This is a genomic window from Ensifer sp. GW821-FHT05G01, assembly GCF_059419585.1.
The window spans coordinates 1-16,650 of the sequence record NZ_JBWKSC010000017.1 but is presented as its reverse complement, the minus strand read 5'-3'; the positions used below and the strand labels follow the sequence as shown (position 1 = coordinate 16,650).

Here is a 16,650-nt window from a genome sequence, read left to right as displayed (position 1 = left end):
CCGCAGCCGGCTATATCCTCTCCCGGCAAAACTGAAGCCGATGGGGTCGAACGAACCCAAGGCTTTTCTGCTGTTTCAGTCGATACATTATGCAACTTCAGAAATCTAAGAGGTACATTCTAATTCCAAGCGCGACATGCTCTCCCCGCTGACACCAGCCGCAGGTGCGCGTCATGTTGGTCTTGCCCCATGTCTCGTCGATGAAGACGAGACGATCCGGATCAAGTCGATGCTGATGGGTCTTCCACCGCATCCGGAACCGGGCCACCTTCGGCCTGTCCCGCTCGCTTGCCACCGGTGTTTTTTTGAAAGTTTTGCCTTCAGCGCGCAGGAACCGCCAGACCGTGTCATGGGACACGTCGATCCCCGCAGCCTTCAGCTCTGCCGACAGCGCACGCACCGTCCAGTCGGGTTTGATCTGAAGCCGTTGGCGCACCGCGTCGGCCGCAGCGCCCCTCAAGATCGGTTGGACATAGCCGCCGATCTTCGCCGGCATCAAGCCTTTGCCTGAGCGATCGAGCTGTCCAATCCGCACCGCGGTCGCAGCCGATATGCCGAACCGCTCCGCCGCGGCGCGAACTGTCATGCCATCGTTCAACGCCGCCGCAACGCGAGTGCGCAAATCCAGAGAAAGAGGTCGCACCATCATTGCTGGCCTCCACACCAGCAAGGATCTTGAATCGCAAAATCAAAGAAGACGGATTCCACAAACGATTCCAACTACCGCTGACAGACTCTAGCGGGCGTGATCGGGGTCCACTTGACCAGTGACTTATCGGCATCGGCGCCGCAACGAGCTGCGATCCTCCTACCTCCACCCGTGCGGCCTCCTTCCGAACCGGTATGCTGCCCTCCCGGTCGTCGCAATAACATTTCTAATGAACAAGGAATGACGGCGGTGCCCGCGTCCTCTATTCATTTACGGAAACGTCCATCAAGCTGGGTACTTGAGAACATGTCACTGCAAGCCGAAGATTTCGAAACGCTTCTTTCCGGATACGAGATGCTTGCGCTGATCGCCAACAGCGAGAACGTCGATATAGATTCCATCACGCGAGCGCTCCCGGAAAACACCCTCTATATCTTCTTCACCGGCTGCGCCAAGGTCCTGCACAAGCCGTTTGAGAAGGACGCCATGCTCTGCCACCGTCTCGTTGCTGATGGCGCGCGTTTCTTCAAGTCGCGGAAGCATTTCGACAGGGCCTACAGCCTGTTTGCGAACGGTCTCAAGGCTGAGATCGGCGTTCTAGCCGAGCGTGGCGTTCCCACCGGTACACCACCGCTCGACGCGCCACGCCGCAGCGACCTGGTTCCCTACACACTGGATTTCGATCATACGTTTGGAGCACTCTATCCCGCTGGTCGTATGCCGACTACCGGCTTTGCCATCGCCGCCTGGCTTATCGAGAAGATGCCCCACGCCAATGTCTGCCTGTGCGGTTTCACCGGCGTCGCCGGCCTGCAGTTCGGCATTTATTCAGGGCATGACTGGACATTCGAGCAGGTCATGCTCCAATTGTTCGTCAAGAACGGCCGAATCAGCCGCTTCGAAGACAATCTAAGCGAACCAGCTGGCATGTTCGCCCGCATTCATGACCGCTTTCCGGAATTCAACGAGGCGACAATAGCGCTGGTGGCGACCAATGTCCTTGCAAATCGCTTGACCGGCACCGAACTGCAAGTCGCCAAGCTGTGGTCGAAGACCAGGATACAGCGCAAGATCGGAAGCCTATTTACGCGAATTAAGAAATTGGGCCGCTGAGGTTCGCTTCGGCGGCCGTCAAGGCGGCTGCTTTAGCGCTGTGCGACGTAGAGGACCCGGTCGCGGGCCGCGAACCATTCCTCAGCGTAGTCGTCGTTCTTGTACGCCTCAAAATACGGCCCGCCATCGGTAAAGTGCACGAGGTCGGCCGATTCGTTGTACTCGTATTCGTTGACGAGCCAGTTCCATGTCTGCGGCAACGCCCCGATCAAGTCTTCGGATTCCAGCCACTTAAATTGATGTAGTTCCAGCCCGGTCGCTGTGTTGACGAAATCCGGCGACAGCGCTTTGCACTTCGCATTGTTGAACAAAATGACGCTCGACCAGTTCTTCTTGTCGTATTTCGTCTGGGTCTGGCCGAGAAACTTGGTTTCGACCTTCGGCTCATAGTCATGCTTGACGCACATAGCGGAATAGTGGTCGTCGCGCAGTTCCCATAACTTGGCGATATCCGTGCGCATCAGCATATCGCAATCAACAAAAAGGCTCCAGCCTTCGTAATTGCTGAGGTACGGAACGAGGAAGCGCGAGAAGGAAAATTCTGTAGATTGCAGCTGGTTGCGCTCGCGTACGAAGATTCCGCCGAGATTGTTGAGCGAGATCGGCAGGAACTCCACCGGAATCGAGCTCTTCTCCAGAATGCTCTGGCAAAAGACATGATAGGCCACGACTTCTTTGCTGTCGAAACCAATGTAGACCCGTGCCTTTACAGCCATTTTCCCTCCTTAAGCCAAACAGTCGCACCACTCGCGAGCTCAAACGGGCTCGAATGTATTGTCGCCGCACTAAGTGCCGATAGCGTTAATGCACGCGCGACCTCCCTGATCACGGATCTGGCCACTCTTTCGCACGGAGACGCCGTCGAAAAGCTCGACGGGCACGCTATGCACTCGAAGTTGGTATTTTCCACAAGATCCTCAAATCCAGCTACAAGCCGGACTCGGCCCGACTGCGAACCGCTTAGCGCCTCGTGAAGCTCATTGTCGTTTGTATCTTGCCATGGCGCGTATGCGAGATGACGATGCTCAACCGAGCTACGCTCGACCGACCCGCCACCGCGGTCACGAATGCCGATCATCGGATCGCGTGATGGCTTCGTGACGCCTCACGTTAGCCTTCTGGTCGTAGACCGGCGGGTGGCGCAAACTTCCAATCGATACATTATACAATCCCAGACGTACAAACCCGAAACAAACCCGGCACCGGATCGTCATACCGTGCCTGACAGTGTCTGAATTCCGTATTGCACAATCCTGTCGCAACTGGTTCAAACTATCCGGCGGACGTCGTTCCCCGGCGATGATCATCTGATGATACACCTGAGGCCTGCGTTTCGCTCAAGCTTGCTCCAAACGCCTAGATGACAATCGCAATGACCGCCCGCGACCTCCCTGGGGCATCCCACAAGATCCAACCGCTATAGAAGGCGGCTCGCTCTTAAAAGCCCTGCCTGGGATAGCACCGGATAGGCTATCGACACCAGCAGCGAATTGATCTCCTTGATGTCACGCATCGTGTCGATATGAAGCGAGGAGGTCTCGATACTGGCTGAGTTGCCAGTAGCCAGCCTGTGGATGTGCTTTTCCTCACTTTCTCGAACAAGGTCTCGAACGATCTCCTTTTCGCGCACGAGCTGCCGTGCATGCTCCACATCGCGATTGACGATGAGGTTGAAGGCGAGCCTCGCGTTGCGAACGATCCGCTGATGCATCACGGAAAGCTCCTGCCATCCCTCCTTTGAGAAGGCCGTGTTGCGAGAGTGCTTCTTCCTTGCCTTCGCGAGCATGCTCTGCGAGATGAGGTCACCCACTTGCTCGAGGTTGATGGACGCTCCGAGCAAGTCCTGTTGGCGCCGCGCCGCCTCGTCACTCAGCTCCCCGCGGGAAACACGTGCCAAATACATCTTGATTTGCAGATTGTACCGGTCGATCTGATCATCAAGCTGCTCAACGACCGCGATCTGCCGGGCGTCTGGTTTTTCGTAGACATCGAAAATCCGCGTGAGCATCAGCTCAACCTTGTCGCACATGGCAACAACTTCGCGCGTGGCATTGTCCAGCGCACGGGTCGGGTTGTCGACGTCTGCAATATTAAGGGCGGAGGCCGTATGGAGCGATTCCGACTCGCTTTTGTCCGGTCCAGAAAGCCATCCATCGAGCGCCTGCGCCACGACCATGGATAAGGGTAACCCCACCACAAGCACAGTCCCGTTTGCCGCGATGTGGACCCACACTACAGCATCACCCGCATGCTCAAAAAACGCCTCCGGCTTCAGTTGAAACACGAGTTGAAGCCCGAGGGCGATGAGCATTCCGATCCCGCGGATCATGACGTTTCCAAGCGGAACGATCCGAGCGGCACGCTCTTCACCGCGCGTGAGCGCGGCGCCGATAACAGCCCCACCAAAATTGATGCCGAGAACAAATGGGATGATGAGCGCGGAAGGAACGATCCCCTGCTCCGTAAAAGACGCAAAGAGCAGGATTGCCGCGATGCTGGAGTGGAATGCCCAGGCAAGCAACGCCGCCAGAAGAAAGGCCGAGATCCAGTCCTGAGACAAATAGCTGATGATGAACGGGAGCATGCGGCTTTCCTTGAGAGGAAGCGATGCCTCGCCGATCAATCGAAGTGACAGCAGCAGCAGGCCCAGTCCGAAAATAATGCGCCCGATCTCACGCCACCGGCGTGAATCCGTCCGATAGGAAATCGTTCCTAAAACAAAGGCACACGGAACCAGCAAGGAGAGATCGTGACGAAGGAGCTTCGTGACGAAAGCTGATCCGAGATCCGCTCCAAGAAGCGTTGCGATCCCCATGCCGCCGCCGACGTAACCGCTCGCCACAAAGCCCGAAACGATAAGCGCCACCGCTGTGGCGCTTTGAAGCGAAATTGCGAGAAGGAACCCCGCTACAGCAGCCTTCGCTCGATTGCCCAGTGCTTCGCGCAAGCGCTGACGCATGAAGCCGCCATAGGCCCGTTCGATACCGGTCCTGACCAAACGTGTCGCCCAAAGCAACAAAGCGACGGCGCCCGCCAGGTGCAGGAAAATCACGGAACCGCTCATTCGAGATCAATCCTTCAGATTGAGATGGTTTGGACGAATAGAGGCGCTGCCGCCATGCTCGCGCCACGCATATTTGTTGGCGGAGGGCGAGCTGTCGTTCCGGGGCCGGCAGGCCGTTGATCGTAGCCCTGCCCTCCCATCAGAGCTGCATCAATTCAGCGTTTCGAGGACTTGGCGATGCAAGGCTTCGTTGGCGGCTGCAAGACACAGATTGCCGGAGGTCAGCGTGAGCGGCCGACCCTGCCAGTCCGTGATACAGCCGCCCGCACCCGTCACCACCGGGACAAGGGCGCAATAATCATAGGGATCGAGCCCTCCATCGATGCTGATGTCGATGCTGCCGTCCGCGACACGGCCATAGGCCATGCAGCTCCCACCATAGACGCACCATCGCGTAGATTGGCGCAGGCGCTCAACGCTATCCTTCTCGTTTTGCTGGAACGGTTCCGGATTGCCGTTGGCCATGAACGCTTCCGAAAGGAGAGCAGTCGAAGCGGTCCGGATGGCAACACCGTTGAGGGTCGTCGCGCGCCCTGACATTCCTAGCCAGCGGTCGCCGGTGACAGGATTGTCGATAAGCCCAAGGACCGGCGTCCCGCCATGCGTCAATGAAATCAATGTGCCATAGACAGCAAGTCCGCCGACGAAGGCCTTGGTGCCGTCAATAGGATCGATGACCCAGACGAACTCCTCCCCCAAACGCTCAGCGCCAAACTCTTCCCCGAGCACCCCATGGTCGGGGAAGCGGTCGGCGATGCGTTCGCGCAGTGACTGCTCCACTGCGCGGTCGGTTTCCGTTACCGGGCTCGAATCCGATTTCGCAACGGGGCGGCGCGGTCCGGCCGCGGCTGTGCGCACGATCTGCCGCGCAACATCGGCGATCTCGTTGGCGAAACTGGAAAAAAGGTGAAGCGGCTGATCAAGCATGGGCGGGGACCCTCCTCAGTGTGTTTCGTGCCTCTACGGCCGAGCGCATATGGCGGGAAAGTCGGGCCTCGATCGCCCGCACCAGGCGCGAGAGCATCCAGGCGACGCAGAGATAGATGAGCGCAGCGGAGATAAAGACTTCGTAGGGAGCATAAGTCCGGGCGACGATCGTATTTGCCGTGCCCGTGAGTTCCATGATCGTGATTGTGCTGGCGAGCGAGGTCGCTTTCATCATGCTGATCATTTCGTTGCCATAGGCCGGCATGCCGATCCGGAATGCCTGGGGAAGAATGACGAGCCGGTAGATCAACAAGGGGCGCATGCCCAAGGCGACGGCAGCCTCCTTCTGACCGGCCGGGATTGCGAGAATGGCGCCGCGCAGGATGTTCGCGGTGTAGGCTGCGGTATGGAACGCGAGCGTCAGCAGTGCGCAGAACCAGGCTTCGCGGAGGACCGGCCAGAAGATGCTGCTGCGAATGATCTGAAACTGCGAAAATCCGTAGTAGACCAGGAAAACCTGCACCAGCAGAGGCGTTCCACGGAAGAAGGTGATGTAGCCCATCACCGGGAGCCGGAACATCGGGCGGCCATTGGCGGCGACGATGCCAAGCGGCAAGGCGAGCAGGCCTCCGCAAACAAGGGTCATAAGGAGCAATTGCACTGTGGCCAGCGCACCGTAAAGCAGCGCCGGAATGCTCTCCAACATCAGGGACCAGTTCATGCTGCAGACCTCCTCTCGCCACGCATCAGCCGTCCTTCGAACCAGGCGACGAGGCGCGTATTTGCCAATGTCAGAGCCAGGTAAATCAGGGCGGTCGTCATATAGAATGTGAAGGGCTGGCGGGTGACCGAGGTGGCCATCTGCGACAGTCCCATCAGTTCATGCAAACCGACGATCGAGATCAGCGAGGTATCCTTGATCAAGGAAATCCAGTTGTTGCCGAGGCCTGGCAATGCAAAGCGCATGAGCAGCGGCAGACGGATCTTGACGAACATGACGAACCACCCGAGGCCAAGCGAATGCCCCGCCTCGATTACGCCGGTCGGAACGGATTGCCACGCACCGCGCAGGACTTCGGCAGCATAACCACCGAAGACGAGGCTGAGCGCGAAGACGCCAGCCTGGAGAGGCGGCACCTCGACGAAGCCGAAGTCCGCGACGAAGAGGTTTACCGCTTTCGTTAGTGCCACCGTGCCGCCAAAGTACACGATCAGGATGACCAGCAGTTCGGGGGTCCCTCGCATCACCAGGCTGAATCCACGGCCAAGGGAAGCCACGGCCCGGTTCGGTGACATCTGTGCCAACGCTCCCAGAATGCCCCAGCACAGGCCGACGAGCAGCGAGAGCACTGCCACTTTCATGGTCAAAAAGGTGCCGTGGGCGATCTCGTCGCCCCATCCCTGCAATAGATCCATGGTCGTCTCCATAGAAAGACGGAGCCTTCAAACGGCTCCGTCAGATTGTCGTCGCGGATTACTTGGCGGAGGTCGGAAGGACGCTGAACGACCAGTAATTGTCGTTGATCACCTTGAAGTTGCCATCCTTGAACATGGCGGTCAGCGCACCATCGACCTTCTTCAGAAGATCTTCGTCGGCCTTGCGGATGCCGATACCGATACCGGGGCCGAAGTAGGATACGTCGTCGATTTCCGGACCGACGAAACCGTAGTCCTTCCCTTCCTGCTTGCTGAGAAAATCGTTGTCGAGCTTGATGGGGCCAGCGAAAATGAGATCGACGCGGCCGGCTTGAAGATCGAGGATCATGTTGTCGACCTTGTCATACTCGGACACGGTCGCCTGAGGATACTTCTCTGCTATGTACTTCGCATAGGTCGATGAGCGTTGGAGGCCGATGGTCTTACCGGCAACGCCTTCCGGGTTCGGCTCGCCGGCATCCGTCACCGGCTTGGCATCCGAGGTCTTGAGGCCGACGAACCGGGCGGCCGACGAGCGGTAGGGAACGGAGAAGTTGATGCTCTGCAGCCGTTCCGCGGTGATGGACATCGATGCGGAGATCAGGTCGTACTTGCCGGCGAGCAGGCCAGGGATCATGCCGTCCCAGGCCTGGCAGATGATTTCGACCTCGCTGCCAATCTGCTTGCCGATGGCAAGCGCGATATCAACGTCGAAGCCTTTGATTTCTCCGTTGGCATCCTGATATCCGAACGGGGGATAGGTGCAGTCAGCTGCCACTTTAAGCGTGGCGGCCTGCGACGACGTTGCGCCTAGCAGAAGGCCGGCGAAGGTGAATGCGATGATCTTTTTCATGAGACCTTCCTTGTCATAAGGCTGCGGTTTTTCGGCATGGGGAAACAGGTCAGCTGCCTTAAACGGGCGGCTACACGTTAGGTGTCACGAGCGGCGACCAGCGCTCAGGGCCAGCAGCACGTAGCTGCTCTGGCGATGCTGGTAAGCGCAACTATTTGGTCATGTCTTTGGATCCGACTTGCATTCTGGCCTCCCTCCAGAACTTGTCTTCTGGAACAAAGGATGGCTCGGAAGCAGAGCGAGCTAAAGTACCAATTCTTATAAACTGATGGTACCGAACTGCGCTTCAGGAGGACTTGCCGGTTCGTTCCAGAAACCGCCGTGTGACAAGCTCCATCCGCTGAACCGCCGCGGCCAGCCGCTCGGGGGAGAGGTTTCCGAATCCCGCGACGAGACCAAAGAGATCCTTCCGCTCAACGCAATAGGACGAAAGCGGTGGCGTATCGATCCATGCTCCCCGCAAGAGACGTGAAAGCTCGACGTCATCCAACGGCTCGTGCGCGGTAAGCGTCAAATGAAGGCCAGCGTCCAGTGTCGGCACATCGAATACGTCGCCCAGCTTTTCTTTTAAGGCTGTCATTATCGCGGTGGCACGATCCCTGTAGAGGGCGCGCGTGCGCCGAATATGCGATGCGAGTTCTCCGCTCGCCATGAAATCCGCAACCGTATGCTGGTGGGTCAGCGGGGCGTAGCAGGAGAGGCTGTCTTGTACTGCCGTGAAGGCGGTGATCAGCTCGCGCGGCACGACGAGGTAAGCAAGCCGCAGCCCGGGGGCGAGCACGCGATTGAAGGAGCTGACATGGATGACCCGCTCGCCCCCCTTGCGCGCGGCGAGCGGGACGAGCGGCGTACCGCGCCATCGAATCTCGCTGTTGAAGTCGTCCTCGAATATCCAGCTGTCCGACGTATTGGCCCAGGCGAGAAGCCGTTCAATCGCCGGTTCCGACATGGTTGCACCCGCGGGAAACTGGCCGATCGGCGAAACTAGGATCATCCGGGCATCCGCGGCACGATGCGCGATGTCGTCAGCGTTCAGTCCGTCGCGATGAACAGGCACGGGTGTGAGCCGAAGCCCAGCCGAACGTAGGGTGGACAACAGCGTCGCGTAGGCCGGATCCTCCACGCCGACGACGTCACCGGCGTCGAGAAGAACATGCGCGACGAGATTGGCTGCCTGAAGCGTGCTTCCCACGACGATAATCTGGTCAGCCTCGCATCGGATACCGCGCGCCTCGCTGAGATAGATGGCGAGTTGTTGGCGAAGCGCCGCCAGGCCGCCGCCTTCGCCATAGCCGAGATCAGAAACCGCGAAGCGTCGCCAATAGTTGGCGGCGATCTTGCCGAACTGCTTATAGGGGAAGATATCCAGCGCCGGCATGCCAGGACTGAGATCGAACTTGTCCTGGCGCGACCAGCTCCAATGCCGTATCGACGCCTCCCTCCCCCGTGCAGACAGCGCAACGGGTAAACTCGAAGGCGGCAGGCCTCTTTCTCCTCCAGGCCGAACAGAGTCTTCTGGAAGGCTCTCTTCCACGTAAAAGCCGGAACCCGGGCGACGCTGGATGTAGCCCTCGGCCGCCAAGCGATCATAGGCGATGTTGACCGTATTTCTCGATATCTCGAGATCGGTCGCCATCGACCGGCTGGCCGGCAGACGGGCGCCGCGTGCGAGCTGTCCGTTGACGATCAACCGGCGCAACTGGATGAACAGCTGCTCCTGCAACGTCGGCCCGCCGGACTTTTCTCGAACGACCATGGTCCAAACGGGATAATTGAACTGTTTCGCTGAGGCCATCCGAGAAATCCCTGTACGGAGCCGCGCACGATCTCCTCGCCGGGCGATGTTTCGATCTACGAGACGACGTTGCGAATGAAGCGGGCGATCTTCTTTCCGACATTGCTGTACGAATAGTGCTGGGCCGTGCTGTAGGTGACAAACTCGCCCGTGGCATAGTCCCGCGCCTCGCCCGATTGGATCAAACGCAGCGCTCCTTCGACGACGAAAAGCATCTCGTGCCACCCTTCTGGGTCCGGCTCGGCCACGTAGCTGTCGCCCGGGCCGAGGGTCCACAGCCACATTTGCGTTTCCCGCGAGGCGGGCGCCGAGCAAAGCAGCGTAGCGGCACTGGCCGGTTGACTTCCGCGCCAGGTGACCTCGTTGATCTCGGCACGCGTCTCCCGCGACGGATCGCGCACCAACTCGACGAAGTCTACGCCCATCGCTGTCGCCAATTTATCGAGGCTGGAAAGGCTGATGTTCGCATCGCCGCCCTCAACCGCGGCGATCATCCGCCGGCTGATGCCGGATGCATCTGCCAGCGCGGTCTGGCTCAGGCCCGAGGCGAGCCTTAAACGGCGGAGGTTTCCGGAAACGTGGGCCAACACATCGGCCCGGTCTTGACTGTGCAATATATTGCTCATATGGTCCTTCTAGACTATCGGCTTTTACAGCTCAACACATTTCTGTGCGTCTTGCCCTGCATGGGGCGCCAAAGCTTTGGCGTCCATGCAGCGTGACTTCGCACGCCTTTTTGGGATCGTCGCAATGCAGAAATTGGTCGTACTCAACGACGAAGATATCACCCGACTGTTGCCCCGGACAGATGTTCGCGCAGCCCTGGAACGTATGTTCATCGCGCTTGCAGATGGACAGGCTGTGCAGCCGCCACAGACGTTGAGCCTGTTCCCGTCCGGAGGGGGAGACTTCATCACCTATCCAGGAGTTCTCGGAAGCGATGGTGTCTTTGGCACCAAGCTGTCCCCCTATATTGCCGGCACGAATGGGCCGACGGTTACAGCCTGGACGCTCCTGATGTCGATGGAGACTGGAAAGCCGCTACTCCTGTGTGATTCCAAACGCCTGACGACCGAACGAACGGCAGCGACCACCGCGATTGCCGCCGATCTGCTGGCCTCGAAGGAGGCCAAGATCCTGACGATCATCGGTACAGGTGAAATCGGCCTCGCGCATCTTCGGCATGCCGCATCGATCCGTCCGTGGCAGGAAATTCGTCTGTGCTCTCCGGATATTGCCACCCGGCACGGTCTTCCGGTGCAGCTCGAGTCTGGCTGCCCGGTGACGACATCCACCTATACCGATACGGCCGCGGCCGGCGCCGACGTGGTCATGCTATGCACCTCGTCCGGCTCACCGGTCATCGACGCGTCGAGAATCGGCGCGGGCGTACTCGTCACATCCATCAGCACCAATGTCGCCAACGCCCACGAGATCGCCCCCGACACGCTCAATCGGTTCGATGTCTATTGCGACTATCGGGCCACCACGCCGGCTGCGGCCGGCGAAATGAAACTTGCCGCGGAACGTGGCCAGTGGAGCACCGATCGCCTTGTTGGCGACCTGCCCGAACTATTGTCGGGCCGAGCAACTGCCCGGGACACTGGCCGCGCAGCTTTCTTCCGTTCGATCGGGCTCGGGCTCGAAGACATAGCAACCGCAAGCGCCCTGCTTTCCGCAGCGCGCAACTAACCAATTCCAAGACAGCACAGGAGATAGGCAATGAAGATTCGTCATTTCGGCGTCGAGATCTGGATGAACCGCTACGAAACCAGATGCGACTGGAACATCGCCGAGACATGCGTCGAGTCGCTGACGGTCGCAGAACTACTGGAGATGGCCGGCAAGACCGACACGATCCTCTCCGAGCTTCTGCCGATGAAGCTAACCTACGGCGCCATCGAAGGCAGCGAACGCCTCCGCAAGCTGGTTGCCGGCCTTTACGAAAGGCAGGGGGCGGACAATGTCGTGATCACGCACGGCGCCATCGGCGCGAATGCCCTGGTGCACGCAACGCTGGTCGAGCCGGGTGACCGAGTGATCTCGGTCCTTCCGACCTACCAGCAGCACTATTCCATCCCGGAAAGCTATGGCGCCGACGTACAGATCCTCAAGCTCACGGAAAAGACTGGCTTCCTGCCAGACCTGGAAGAGCTGAAGCGCCTTGCAACACCGGGCACGAAACTTATCGCCATCAACAATCCGAACAATCCGACGGGCTCGCTGATGGATCGCGCCTATCTGGAGAAAATCGTCGAGATTGCCCGCGCCTGCGGCGCATGGATCCTGTGTGACGAGGTCTATCGCGGTACGGACCAGGAAGGCGACGGTATGACCGCCTCGATCGCCGATCTCTATGAAAAAGGCATCAGCACCGCGAGCATGTCCAAGACTTTCGCGCTTGCCGGCCTGCGCCTTGGATGGATCGTCGCTCCCGTGGAATTGATCCACGCGGTCTCCGTCCATCGCGACTACAACACGATCAGCGTCGGTATGCTGGACGATCATTTCGCAGCCATCGCGCTGGAGAACCGCGACAAGATTCTTGCGCGCAGCCAGGCGATCACGCGCACCAACCTCGCCGTGCTTTCCGACTGGGTCGAGAACGAGCCGTTGATCTCGTGGATCAAACCGAAATCGGGCACGACGGCACTCCTCAAGTACGATCTGCCCATTTCCTCGGAAGAATTCTGCGTCCGGCTTCTGGAACGTACCGGCGTCATGCTGACGCCTGGCAGCGCGATGGACATGGAAGGGTACGTCCGGATCGGCTTCACCAACAACGGCACCACCCTTCAGGAAGGCCTGAAGCGCATGTCCGAATTTCTTAAGGGCTATCAAACCGCGGCCGCGTGATCAGTGCGGTGGAGATGCAATGTCTCATAACGAAAGGGGAGTGAACATGAAGAAATTGCTTGCCGTGATGACGCTTTCGCTGGCAGCGAGTGTCGCCAGTGCGGAAGATCTGCGGGTCGGCACGAGCGCAGATTATCCGCCGTGGGAGTCCGTCGATGCCGCCGGCGAGGTCGTCGGTTTCGACCGCGACATCGGTAACGAAATCTGCAAGCGCATCGAGACGAATTGTACATGGCAGAACCAGGCCTATGACGGGCTGCTGCCCGGCCTGCAGGTCGGTAAGTTCAACCTGGTGATTTCGGGCGTTTCAATCAACGAGGAACGGGCGCAGAAGGTCGACTTTTCCGTCGCCTACGCGGACGCCCCGAACGCGATGGTCGTTGCAGCGGGCAGCCTGGTTGCCGAGGCGAAGTCCGCCAAGGATCTGCAGGACAAACTCGCGAAGGTCGCGATCGGCGTACAGACCGGAACGACCCATGAGCAGGTGGTTCGCGCCCATTTCCCCGATGCGGACGTACGCGTCTATGACCGCCCGGACCAGATTGCCGACGACGTTGTCGCCGGACGCATCGATGCCGGCCTGATGGAGCGATCCGCACTTGAGCCGCTTGTGAAGGATCGTGGCGCTGACAAGCTGGTCTATGCCGGCCCGCTCCTGACCAGCGCGGACTTCCCCGAATTCGGCAAGGGACAGGGCGTAGCCATCGCCAAGGGCAACACGGAACTCACCGCCAAGGTTGACAAGGCTGTGGCGGAGATGCTCGCGGACGGCACAATCAAGACGATCTCCGAAAAGTGGTTCGGCTACGACATTTCCAAGAAATGACGAACACGTGAACCGCGCGAGGGGGCGACAAGCCCGCCTCCTCGCGAGAGGAATTGGACGATGACACTTCCAGATCACATCAAAATCGAAGCGACGCGAGACCTGACGGACCTCGTCGCGATCCCTTCCGTCAGCGCCCGAGTTGAAGGCCTCGATGCGTGCGCCGATAAGGTTGCCGCTCTTCTGACCGACGCCGGCTTCCAAACTGCGATCGAGCCAGGGGACGTCGGTCCGTTCGTAACCGGAGAAATCGGTGAGGGCCCCTTCGCACTGGTGATCTACAACCACTACGATGTTCAGCCTGAAGAGCCTGTCAATCTTTGGACAGCACCGCCCTTCAGCCTGACGGAGCGCGACGGCGCGCTCTTCGGCCGCGGTGCGGCAGACGACAAGGGCGAATTCGTCAGCCGCCTTGCCGGATGGCGCCTGTTCCGGGAACGACACCCCGGCCCCTTACCCTTCCGCGTGATCTGGATCGTCGAGGGCGAAGAGGAAATCGGAAGTCCTTCGCTCGTACGCTTCCTTGAGAAACGTTATCCGGACCTTCAAGCTGACCTCTGCTGGTGGGAATTCGGGGAGGTCGATTCACGCGGCCGACCGGTGGTCCTCATGGGCTTCAAGGGCGTGCTGGCGATCGAGCTGAGCGTGCGGACCGCACGCGCGGATCTTCATTCCAGCCTCGGCGCAATATTCGATAATCCCCTATGGCGGCTGGCCTCTGCTGTCGCTTCCATGCGCGATGCAGCCGGCCGTGTCCTGATCGAAGGCTTCTACGAAAACACCGAGTCCGATCGAGCGACGAGAGAGCTTGCCGCTTCGCCCCCGTTTTCGCTGCAAGACTTGATGGCGGCAACCGGCGGGCAAAAGCTTCTCGGCGCCGTGACACCATCCAACTTCTACGAGTACCTCAACTTCGAACCATGCCTCAACGTCAACGGCATCCATGGCGGATACGAGGGAGCTGGCACGAAGACGGTTCTGCCGGCGACCGCGACCGCCAAGCTCGATTTTCGTCTCGCCCCTGGACAGGACCCCAAAGCCGTCGCGGACCTGGTACGCCTGCACCTGGACGACAACGGCTTTGACGATATCGAACTGATCGTTCACGACGCCGAGGTCTTGGGTGTTCGCAGCGATCCGTCGCATTGGGCCGTCAAGCTCGGGGCCGAGTTGCTGGAAAAGTGGTTCGGCCAGCCTGCCATCCTTCAGCCGAGTTCTGCAGCCTCAGGCTTAGCGCACCCCTTCGTGCACCAACTCGGCGCCACGCTCTTCGGCGCAGGCATCACCCACCATGGCGCTATGTTGCACTCTCCCGATGAGAACATCCTCATCGACCAGTTCCACCAAATGATCGGCTTCTCCGCAGACTTCTTCGCCGCGCTCGCCAGCCAGTGCGGAGCGGAGCGAGACGCTGGTTCCCAGCAACGCGAGACCGGATCATGATCGAAGCGATTGTCCAGTATATTCCCCAGCTCCTGCAGGGCTTCGTCGTCACCCTCTCCGTCGCCGTCGGAAGCTTCGTCCTTGGACTGATCTTCGCGGTCGTGCTTGCACCGGCCGCGGTCTACGGATCCGCCCCTGTTCGCAAGGTTATCGCCGGCTACGTCAGCCTCATTCGCGGTCTGCCGGAACTGCTGGTCATCTTCCTGATCTTCTACGGCGGCACGGTTCTGTTGAGCGGACTTTTCGGCGGCTATGTCGAAGTGGATGCTCTCACCGCCGGCATCGCCGCGCTGACCGTCGTCTCAACCGCCTATCTGACGGAGATCGTCCGCGGCGCACTGGCCGGGGTGTCCTCTGGTCAATGGGAGGCGGCACTCGCTCTCGGCCTTCGCCGGCCCGGAGCGTTCCGGCTGGTCGTCCTGCCACAAATGATGGTCCGAGCCCTGCCGGGCCTCGGCAATCAGTGGCTCGTGATCCTGAAGGAGAGCGCCCTGGTCTCGATCATCGGGCTCGAGGAATTGATGCGCAAATCCGTCGTCGCGGCCGGCGCAACCCACAAGCCCCTCGCCTTCTACCTTACAGCCGCAGCGCTGTATGTGCTGGTGACCGGCGTCTCGACGCTCTTCATCAATGCCTGCAATCGGCGCCTGACCACTCATCTGCGGTAGTCCCATGTCATTGGATCTTTTTCTTCCCGCTTTCATCGCCATCAAGAACGGCTTCGTTCTGACACTGATAATCACCCTGGCGAGCTTCCTCTTGGGACAGGTGGTCGCGCTGCCGGTCGCCCTGGCTCTGTCCTCTCCCTCAAGGTGGTTGCGGCTTCCGGCGTCTGCCTACACGTTCGTCATCCGTGGCAGCCCGCTTCTCGTGCAGCTCTTCATTGTCTACTACGGCCTTGGACAGCTCGAGGCCGTTCGCGAAAGCGTCCTCTGGCCCATTCTCCGCAGCCCGGTTTACTGCGCCGTCCTGACGATCGCCCTCAACTCGGCCGCCTATTCGGCTGAGGTCCTGGCCGGTGCAATCCGGCAAGTGCCCAAAGGGCAGTGGGAAGCCGGGAAAGCTCTCGGATTGGCAAAATACGTCCTGTTGATCAAGGTAGTCCTGCCGCAGGTCTACCGCACCGTCTTGCCAAGCATCGGCAACGAACTGATCCTCGTCATGAAGGGGTCGACCCTCGCCAGCGCGGTCACGGTCATGGAAATGAGCGGTGCAGCCCGCGTATTCGTCGCCAAGACCTATGCACCATTCGAAACGTTCCTGATGGCGGGTGCCATCTATCTTCTGATCGGCGCCGCTTTCGGGCGGGTCTTCAAGGGGCTCGAAACAAGGTTCGCCATCCCAGGCCGATAAGCCACACGATCGACAGTTCGCGAGAACCGCAAGCGGAGAACGTCGTCCGCTCGGCGAAGCTAATGCACACTTCTGGAGGAGAGAAAATGTCAAAGTCAGCAGTCAAGATCGCCGGCATGAACAAGTGGTACGGCGCTTTCCATGTCTTGAAGGACATCGATCTCGATGTTCAGCAGGGCGAGCGCATCGTCATTGCCGGCCCATCGGGCTCCGGCAAGTCGACGATGATCCGATGCATCAACCGCCTCGAAGAACACCAGAAGGGCGAGATCGTCGTTGACGGCATCGAGCTCACCAACGATCTGAAGAAGATCGATGAAGTGCGCCGCGAAGTCGGCATGGTGTTCCAGCACTT

At 59.5% G+C, this 16,650-nt stretch carries 17 protein-coding genes; 8 read left to right on the top strand and 9 right to left on the bottom strand.

Annotated features, from left to right (window positions below; translation table 11 throughout):
- Positions 1-97 precede the first annotated feature (97 nt).
- Positions 98-646, bottom strand: a complete 549-nt coding sequence (locus AC07UR_RS30890; protein ID WP_494700353.1) for a transposase — start codon at positions 644-646, stop codon at positions 98-100.
- Positions 647-889: 243 nt separating this feature from the next.
- Between AC07UR_RS30890 and AC07UR_RS30885 the strand changes: the two genes are divergently transcribed.
- Entirely contained in the window at positions 890-1,762 is an 873-nt protein-coding gene (locus AC07UR_RS30885) for a hypothetical protein (RefSeq protein WP_209792743.1), read from the top strand.
- Between the two features lie 32 nt (positions 1,763-1,794).
- Here AC07UR_RS30885 and AC07UR_RS30880 read toward each other — a convergent pair whose 3' ends face one another.
- The 8 genes from AC07UR_RS30880 to AC07UR_RS30845 all read right to left on the bottom strand — a co-directional run bounded on the left by AC07UR_RS30880 (position 1,795) and on the right by AC07UR_RS30845 (position 10,443).
- On the bottom strand, positions 1,795-2,478 hold the full coding sequence (locus AC07UR_RS30880; RefSeq protein ID WP_209792745.1) for a glycosyltransferase family protein: 684 nt from the start codon (positions 2,476-2,478) through the stop codon (positions 1,795-1,797).
- A 701-nt stretch (positions 2,479-3,179) separates the two neighbouring features.
- Positions 3,180-4,826, bottom strand: coding sequence for a Na/Pi cotransporter family protein (locus AC07UR_RS30875; RefSeq protein WP_209792748.1), 1,647 nt, complete (start codon positions 4,824-4,826; stop codon positions 3,180-3,182).
- Between the two features lie 150 nt (positions 4,827-4,976).
- Positions 4,977-5,753 (bottom strand): histidinol-phosphatase, encoded by a 777-nt coding sequence (gene hisN / locus AC07UR_RS30870; RefSeq protein ID WP_209792750.1) that lies wholly within the window; start codon positions 5,751-5,753, stop codon positions 4,977-4,979.
- Entirely contained in the window at positions 5,746-6,474 is a 729-nt protein-coding gene (locus tag AC07UR_RS30865) for an ABC transporter permease (protein ID WP_209792752.1), read from the bottom strand. Before AC07UR_RS30865 ends, hisN begins: the two co-directional genes overlap by 8 nt.
- Positions 6,471-7,169 (bottom strand): ABC transporter permease, encoded by a 699-nt coding sequence (locus AC07UR_RS30860; protein WP_209792754.1) that lies wholly within the window; start codon positions 7,167-7,169, stop codon positions 6,471-6,473. Before AC07UR_RS30860 ends, AC07UR_RS30865 begins: the two co-directional genes overlap by 4 nt.
- Positions 7,170-7,227: 58 nt before the next feature.
- Positions 7,228-8,022, bottom strand: coding sequence for a transporter substrate-binding domain-containing protein (locus tag AC07UR_RS30855; RefSeq protein ID WP_209792757.1), 795 nt, complete (start codon positions 8,020-8,022; stop codon positions 7,228-7,230).
- A 286-nt stretch (positions 8,023-8,308) separates the two neighbouring features.
- The gene (gene pdxR, locus AC07UR_RS30850) at positions 8,309-9,817 is read right to left on the bottom strand and encodes a MocR-like pyridoxine biosynthesis transcription factor PdxR (protein ID WP_209792759.1); all 1,509 of its coding nucleotides are present in this window, start codon (positions 9,815-9,817) and stop codon (positions 8,309-8,311) included.
- A 56-nt stretch (positions 9,818-9,873) separates the two neighbouring features.
- A complete protein-coding gene (locus AC07UR_RS30845) occupies positions 9,874-10,443 on the bottom strand; it encodes a helix-turn-helix domain-containing protein (protein WP_209792761.1) in 570 nt (189 codons plus the stop codon).
- 124 nt (positions 10,444-10,567) lie between these two features.
- On the opposite strand from AC07UR_RS30845, the gene AC07UR_RS30840 reads away from it, so the two are divergent.
- The 7 genes from AC07UR_RS30840 to AC07UR_RS30810 all read left to right on the top strand — a co-directional run.
- Complete coding sequence (locus tag AC07UR_RS30840) at positions 10,568-11,509, top strand: ornithine cyclodeaminase family protein (protein WP_209792763.1); 942 nt, start codon at positions 10,568-10,570, stop codon at positions 11,507-11,509.
- 30 nt (positions 11,510-11,539) lie between these two features.
- The gene (locus AC07UR_RS30835; protein WP_209792765.1) at positions 11,540-12,673 is read left to right on the top strand and encodes an aminotransferase; all 1,134 of its coding nucleotides are present in this window, start codon (positions 11,540-11,542) and stop codon (positions 12,671-12,673) included.
- A gap of 46 nt (positions 12,674-12,719) precedes the next feature.
- A complete protein-coding gene (locus AC07UR_RS30830) occupies positions 12,720-13,499 on the top strand; it encodes a transporter substrate-binding domain-containing protein (RefSeq protein ID WP_209792767.1) in 780 nt (259 codons plus the stop codon).
- A gap of 60 nt (positions 13,500-13,559) precedes the next feature.
- Positions 13,560-14,942: a M20/M25/M40 family metallo-hydrolase gene (locus AC07UR_RS30825; RefSeq protein WP_209792769.1), complete on the top strand. Its 1,383-nt coding sequence runs from the start codon at positions 13,560-13,562 to the stop codon at positions 14,940-14,942.
- A complete protein-coding gene (locus AC07UR_RS30820; RefSeq protein WP_209792771.1) occupies positions 14,939-15,610 on the top strand; it encodes an ABC transporter permease in 672 nt (223 codons plus the stop codon). The genes AC07UR_RS30825 and AC07UR_RS30820 overlap by 4 nt, the downstream gene beginning before the upstream one ends.
- A gap of 4 nt (positions 15,611-15,614) precedes the next feature.
- Positions 15,615-16,295: an ABC transporter permease gene (locus AC07UR_RS30815; protein ID WP_209792773.1), complete on the top strand. Its 681-nt coding sequence runs from the start codon at positions 15,615-15,617 to the stop codon at positions 16,293-16,295.
- Positions 16,296-16,381: 86 nt separating this feature from the next.
- The coding region (locus AC07UR_RS30810) for an ATP-binding cassette domain-containing protein (RefSeq protein ID WP_494700352.1) at positions 16,382-16,650 on the top strand (269 nt) is incomplete at its 3' end.

Excerpts from the sequence above, each read along its gene's own strand:
- AC07UR_RS30890 (WP_494700353.1), bottom strand. The coding sequence starts at position 646 with ATGGTGCGACCTCTTTCTCTGGATTTGCGCACTCGCGTTGCGGCGGCG.
- AC07UR_RS30885 (WP_209792743.1), top strand. The coding sequence starts at position 890 with ATGACGGCGGTGCCCGCGTCCTCTATTCATTTACGGAAACGTCCATCA.
- AC07UR_RS30880 (WP_209792745.1), bottom strand. The coding sequence starts at position 2,478 with ATGGCTGTAAAGGCACGGGTCTACATTGGTTTCGACAGCAAAGAAGTC.
- AC07UR_RS30875 (WP_209792748.1), bottom strand. The coding sequence starts at position 4,826 with ATGAGCGGTTCCGTGATTTTCCTGCACCTGGCGGGCGCCGTCGCTTTG.
- hisN (WP_209792750.1), bottom strand. The coding sequence starts at position 5,753 with ATGCTTGATCAGCCGCTTCACCTTTTTTCCAGTTTCGCCAACGAGATC.
- AC07UR_RS30865 (WP_209792752.1), bottom strand. The coding sequence starts at position 6,474 with ATGAACTGGTCCCTGATGTTGGAGAGCATTCCGGCGCTGCTTTACGGT.
- AC07UR_RS30860 (WP_209792754.1), bottom strand. The coding sequence starts at position 7,169 with ATGGATCTATTGCAGGGATGGGGCGACGAGATCGCCCACGGCACCTTT.
- AC07UR_RS30855 (WP_209792757.1), bottom strand. The coding sequence starts at position 8,022 with ATGAAAAAGATCATCGCATTCACCTTCGCCGGCCTTCTGCTAGGCGCA.
- pdxR (WP_209792759.1), bottom strand. The coding sequence starts at position 9,817 with ATGGCCTCAGCGAAACAGTTCAATTATCCCGTTTGGACCATGGTCGTT.
- AC07UR_RS30845 (WP_209792761.1), bottom strand. The coding sequence starts at position 10,443 with ATGAGCAATATATTGCACAGTCAAGACCGGGCCGATGTGTTGGCCCAC.
- AC07UR_RS30840 (WP_209792763.1), top strand. The coding sequence starts at position 10,568 with ATGCAGAAATTGGTCGTACTCAACGACGAAGATATCACCCGACTGTTG.
- AC07UR_RS30835 (WP_209792765.1), top strand. The coding sequence starts at position 11,540 with ATGAAGATTCGTCATTTCGGCGTCGAGATCTGGATGAACCGCTACGAA.
- AC07UR_RS30830 (WP_209792767.1), top strand. The coding sequence starts at position 12,720 with ATGAAGAAATTGCTTGCCGTGATGACGCTTTCGCTGGCAGCGAGTGTC.
- AC07UR_RS30825 (WP_209792769.1), top strand. The coding sequence starts at position 13,560 with ATGACACTTCCAGATCACATCAAAATCGAAGCGACGCGAGACCTGACG.
- AC07UR_RS30820 (WP_209792771.1), top strand. The coding sequence starts at position 14,939 with ATGATCGAAGCGATTGTCCAGTATATTCCCCAGCTCCTGCAGGGCTTC.
- AC07UR_RS30815 (WP_209792773.1), top strand. The coding sequence starts at position 15,615 with ATGTCATTGGATCTTTTTCTTCCCGCTTTCATCGCCATCAAGAACGGC.